The sequence below is a fragment of the Cyanobium sp. NIVA-CYA 375 genome, assembly GCF_056108345.1.
In genome coordinates this window covers 1-4,723 of the sequence record NZ_JBSYHW010000118.1, presented here as the reverse complement: position 1 = coordinate 4,723, position 4,723 = coordinate 1, and the positions used below count along the sequence as shown (strand labels likewise).

Here is a 4,723-nt window from a genome sequence, read left to right as displayed (position 1 = left end):
CGCTCATGGCGCTACCCTTAATCAAGGCCGCCTGAATGGCAGCCAAGGAGTGACAACTTTCCTGAAAGTCACCGCCCACAACCCTAGGGCGCGAAGAACTCTCAGCCAAGAATCTGTCCTCAGGCGATAAAGAGGGAGGTCTTGAGTGCAGAAGGTTCCAATAGTCACAATAGTCAGGATTCTGCCAGTTCAACGAATCGTCATCAAAGAAATGGACTTCATCATTTGGGATGCATATCTGCGGATGACGAATTAAATAAGCGCTCAAAGTTGTCGTTCCACCCTTTTGAGCTCCTACACACAAAAAATCGGATACGCGATTCACTTACTTAAGGGTTTGCTGAGAAACCATTTCATTGCAAGAATAAGCCATCCGCATAGTCCAGCTGGGAGGTCAGAGGGAGCGCAGCGGCTCCCTGGAGCGGACTGACGGACAAGCAGGATCAACCTCTCTGGAACTGATCCAGGCGCTCTACTTGTGCTCATGGTCGATCAATGCCCGCCGGGGCATCGAGAAGGTGCTTGCCCACCAAGGACTGCGCAGAGAGTTGAAATCAGCAAAGAAATCAGCTTTTGCCTGGGGAGAAGTATTTCCTGCGATCGTTTTTCCGCAAACTCTTAGCGGCAGACGCGGCTCTGGCGCTCAGCTGCGCTGGAGAGCGGCCCGCAGTTGACCCAGCGAACCAGGGATGATTCCACGTCTGTGAACAGCACCAGCACGCCGCCGCAAAGCAGTACTAAGGCGCCGCTAACAAACCAGTGCTGCTTGCTCATGCGTGGGGATTGGGGGCGGCGATTAGGGCTGCCGTCAGGGTACGGCCCAGCTCTTGTGCCTGCCATTGGGCAGCCAGCCCGGCGGCGGTGAGCGGTTCTAAAGGTGGCAGCTGGGCTAGCACCGGCGCTTGGGCCAAGGCGGCCAGGGTGGCTGGATTGTCGGGATGGAGCGGGCCATTGAGCACCAGGCCCAGCAGGGGAATGGAGCGCTGGCGCAGGGCCTGCACCGACAGCAGGGTGTGGTTGAGGGTGCCCAGGCCGCTGCGGGCCACCAGCAGCACCGGCAGCCCCCAGGCGGCTAGCTGATCGATTTGCAGCCAGTCGCGGCGCAGGGGCACCAGCAGCCCACCGGCGGTCTCAACTACCAAAGCTCCGGCCACTGCCGGCAGGGCCAGCCGGGCCGGGTCGATCGTGATGCCCTCTAGTTCGGCGGCCCAGTGGGGTGACACCGGCGTTTGCAGCCGGTAGGCCTCCGGTAGCAACCGAGTCGCTGGCAGCTGCAGCAGGGCCTGCAGGCGGCCCGAGTCGCCGCCGCCCTCCAGGCCGCTTTGCACCGGTTTCCAATAGGTGGCACCGAGCCCCTGCACCACAAGGGCGCTCACCACGGTTTTGCCCACATCGGTGTCGGTGCCGCACACCACCAGTTGGTTTAGGCCGGCCGCCGGCCGATCAGCAGCAATACCGTCCATGTGATTCCCCCGTCGCTGGGCCAATGCTGCAACAGCCGCCGCAGCTCGGTGGTGCGCAACCGCGGCTGGGGACTGCCCACCGCGCCGATGGCCCGCAACGAACCCAGGAAACGGCGCCCATCGGTGTCGGCCTGGCTGAAGCGCAATTCCAGATGCCGGTGGACGCTCAGGTGCCGCCGGGCCACGGCCAGCAGGGGTTCTGCGGCGGGCAGGAGCAGGCCTGTGAAGGGCACCCCGGCCCGCTGGGTCGCCCGGTGCCACTGGGGAAAGCTGGCGGCCGTGGGTAGGGCCAGGGCCAGCCAGCCGCCGGGCGCCAGCTCGCCACACCACCGCTCCAGCTGGGCCACAGGATCGGCCAGCCACTGCAGGGCAAAGCTGGAACAGAGCAGGCTGGCCCCCCGCAGTTCGGCGGGCAGGCCGCTGTTCAGGTCCCAGAGGTGCTGGCCATGGCGGCAAGCCAGGCGGTTTTCGGCCAGCAGCTCGGGGCAGAGGTCGAGCTGCAGCAGGGGCCGATTCAGCCCGTGTTGCTGCAGGGCTTCACCCAGCAGGCCCGTGCCCGCCCCCAGATCGGCCGCCGGCCCGGGCGGCAGGGCACGCCCCGCCAGCTGGCGGGTCAGCTCGTGGGCGAGCCGCCAGGCCAGCGCCTGCTGCAGCGGCGCGTGTTGCCGGTAGCCGGACGCCCTGCGGCCGAAGCGCTGGCGCACCTGGGCGCTGAAGCTGGGCTGGCGAGGGCTCAGAGGCTGGCGATCCACGCAATCACATCCGCTAACACTGGTGTCTGGAGCAGGCAGTGGCCGGCATGGGCGTAGTAGATCACCCTGGCATCGGGCCGCTCCTGGCGCAGTTGGGCGCGGGCCTCCGGCACCACGATCCGATCGGCGCCCGCCTCCACGATCAGGCAGGGGATGGGGGCGGCGAGGGCCTTTGGCAAACAGCTGCATCGCTCCAACAGGGCTAGATCGGCCCGCAGTCGCTGGCGCCCTTCCTCCCCGAGGGGGACATCGAGAATCGAGCTGGGCAGGGCGCTGGGGGGCTCGGGTGCGACCGCCTCGGCCAGGAAAGCCCGCAACATGGTTTCGGCCTGGGCACCCTGCAGGGCTTCGCCCATGCCGGCTAGGGCAGCCTGCAGGCGGCGCCCTGGCCGGCCATGCGGCAGGAAGCGGCCGAAGCTGGCCAGCAGCACCACCGCATCGGCCTGCTGCAGCAGCGCGGCCGGCAAGAGATGGGGACCCAGCGAGTGGCCGATCACCACCCGCCGGCCGGCCTGGGAATCCCAGTCGACCTGCCGGGCGGGAACCGGGCCGTAGCCGCGGTCGGGCATGGCCCAGCGCCAGCCGCGGGCCGCGGCCGCGGCGGCGAAGGGTTGCCAGCCCCGGCTGTCGCCGGCCCAGCCGTGCATGGCGATCACCTGGGTGGTCATGGTGTGCCGAGGGCAGGGAGCAATCGTTCCAATGTGCCCTGGGGCAGATCGGCCCGCAGCACCAACCGCAGCCTGGCGCTGCCCGGCGGCACGGTGGGCGGGCGGATCGCCACGGCGAGCAGGCCTGCCTGCTCCAGCCTTTGCTGCAGGGCCAGGGCCCGTTGGTCGTCTTGCACCAGCAGCGGCAGGATCGGCCCCTCACCGGGGGGCCGCGGCCAGCCCGCGGCGGCGAGGGCATCGCGCCAGCGGGCCGCCCGCTGCAGTAGTGCCGGCCCGGGCGGCGCACCGACCCGCTCCAGGGCCTGGATCCGCTCCAGGGCCGCCAGGGCCCCGGCCGCCAGGGGCGGGGCCAGGGCAGTGGTGTATCGGAATGGCCCGCTGAACTGCACCAACCACTCCATCACCAGGGAGTCGCCGGCGAGGAAGGCACCACCGCTGCCGAAGGCCTTGCCAAACGTGCCGCAGAGCAGGGCGATCCGGGGCTCGCCATGGCCCAGACCACGGCCGCCGGGCCCCAGTACCCCCAGGGCATGGGCCTCATCCAGCAGCAGGGCGGCACCATGGTGCTGGCACAGGGCGGCCAGGGCTGGGATGAACGGACTGGTGCCCTCCATGGAATAGAGGCTCTCGGCCAGCACCAGCAGCCGTTGGCCGGGCTGGCGCTGGCGGGCGGTGCCGAGCAGGGCCCCGAGGTGGGCGAGATCGTTGTGCCGAAAGCGCTGCAGGTGGGCCCCACTGGCGCGCACACCGGTAAGCAGGGAATGGTGGATCAGGCGGTCGGCCAGCACCAGGCTGTGGCGGTCGGCCAGGGCTTGCACGGCGGCCAGGTTGGCCTGGAAGCCGCTGGGGAAGAGCAGCACCTGCTCGCGCCCCAGCCAGGTGGCCAAAGCCTGCTCGAGCTGGGCATGGGCCGGCCGGCTACCGCACACCAGCCGTGAGGCCCCCGCGCCCACTCCCTGGTCGGCGGCGGCGGCCTGGGCGGCCGCCACCACGACCGGATGGCGACTGAGGCCGAGGTAGTCGTTGCTGGCCAGGTCGAGCAGCCGGGGCGCCAGGCCCCGCAGCCCTCGCCGGGCGCTGGCGGGCTGGCGGGCCAGCGCCTGGGCCAGGGGCCGCTGCCAGGGGGCCGGATCACCTACGGGTCCCGGCTGGGGTGGGGATGCTGAGCCGGCCATGGGGTTGAGGCTAGGCGGGCCGGAACGCTGCCCACTCGCAGTGATGACAGCAGCTCTGACGGCTCCATCCCTCGATGCCCAGCCGGCGTTGGAACTCGATGCCACAGGTCAGATCATTCAAATGACCCCCTCTGATGGCTTACGACTCGATGCCCGATGATGATGTAGCAGATTTTGCAATGGGTGCAGCTGCGAGTGGGCAGCCCATCAATCAGTGTGATCAATGAAGGCAGAACAAGTTCCACCATCCCAACTGGACACTCTGGAAGAATCGTGGATTTTCCTGGACAGACAGCGAAATCGTTATGCCATTCCCTGATATTGTCCTGGTTAGAGCTTGAGTGAAAAGTTGACTTCGAATTCGTTTCTCCTTCCCCTGGGAGACTCCTTTGTTCGGAAGCGTAGCCCTGATTTCATTGGGATCGGCGCCCAAAAAGCCGGTACATCGTGGCTGCGTTCCAATTTGAGGCGGCACTCGCAGGTATGGATGCCTCCCATAAATGAGCTCCATTACTTTGATCGGACGTTGCCACATTCCAAGCCATTGAGCGTATCTGCTGCAGAACGAGCAGGTAGTGAAGCGTGGGGTTTGAAAGTCCTTGCTCAGCTCAAAAGGGATTTGACAGACGGAGATGTCCCGACAGCATGCTCGAACTAGATCTCAC

Annotated in this window: 5 protein-coding genes and 1 pseudogene; all 6 read right to left on the bottom strand. The window is 66.9% G+C overall.

What is annotated here, in order from left to right; all coding sequences use genetic code 11:
• Positions 1-325, bottom strand: a pseudogene (locus AC01FP_RS16155) (hypothetical protein); the annotation flags it as partial.
• A gap of 293 nt (positions 326-618) precedes the next feature.
• Positions 619-774, bottom strand: a complete 156-nt coding sequence (locus tag AC01FP_RS16150) for a hypothetical protein (protein ID WP_474481694.1) — start codon at positions 772-774, stop codon at positions 619-621.
• Positions 771-1,463 (bottom strand): dethiobiotin synthase, encoded by a 693-nt coding sequence (bioD, locus tag AC01FP_RS16145; protein ID WP_474481693.1) that lies wholly within the window; start codon positions 1,461-1,463, stop codon positions 771-773. The genes AC01FP_RS16150 and bioD overlap by 4 nt, the downstream gene beginning before the upstream one ends.
• A complete protein-coding gene (locus AC01FP_RS16140; RefSeq protein ID WP_474481692.1) occupies positions 1,424-2,215 on the bottom strand; it encodes a methyltransferase domain-containing protein in 792 nt (263 codons plus the stop codon). The genes bioD and AC01FP_RS16140 overlap by 40 nt, the downstream gene beginning before the upstream one ends.
• The gene (locus AC01FP_RS16135; RefSeq protein ID WP_474481691.1) at positions 2,197-2,883 is read right to left on the bottom strand and encodes an alpha/beta hydrolase; all 687 of its coding nucleotides are present in this window, start codon (positions 2,881-2,883) and stop codon (positions 2,197-2,199) included. Before AC01FP_RS16135 ends, AC01FP_RS16140 begins: the two co-directional genes overlap by 19 nt.
• A complete protein-coding gene (locus AC01FP_RS16130) occupies positions 2,880-4,058 on the bottom strand; it encodes an aminotransferase class I/II-fold pyridoxal phosphate-dependent enzyme (protein ID WP_474481690.1) in 1,179 nt (392 codons plus the stop codon). The genes AC01FP_RS16135 and AC01FP_RS16130 overlap by 4 nt, the downstream gene beginning before the upstream one ends.
• Between the last annotated feature and the right edge of the window lie 665 nt (positions 4,059-4,723).

What these genes read in the sequence shown, in the direction of transcription:
- AC01FP_RS16150 (WP_474481694.1), bottom strand. Translation starts at nt 774, where the DNA reads ATGAGCAAGCAGCACTGGTTTGTTAGCGGCGCCTTAGTACTGCTTTGC.
- bioD (WP_474481693.1), bottom strand. Translation starts at nt 1,463, where the DNA reads ATGGACGGTATTGCTGCTGATCGGCCGGCGGCCGGCCTAAACCAACTG.
- AC01FP_RS16135 (WP_474481691.1), bottom strand. Translation starts at nt 2,883, where the DNA reads ATGACCACCCAGGTGATCGCCATGCACGGCTGGGCCGGCGACAGCCGG.
- AC01FP_RS16130 (WP_474481690.1), bottom strand. Translation starts at nt 4,058, where the DNA reads ATGGCCGGCTCAGCATCCCCACCCCAGCCGGGACCCGTAGGTGATCCG.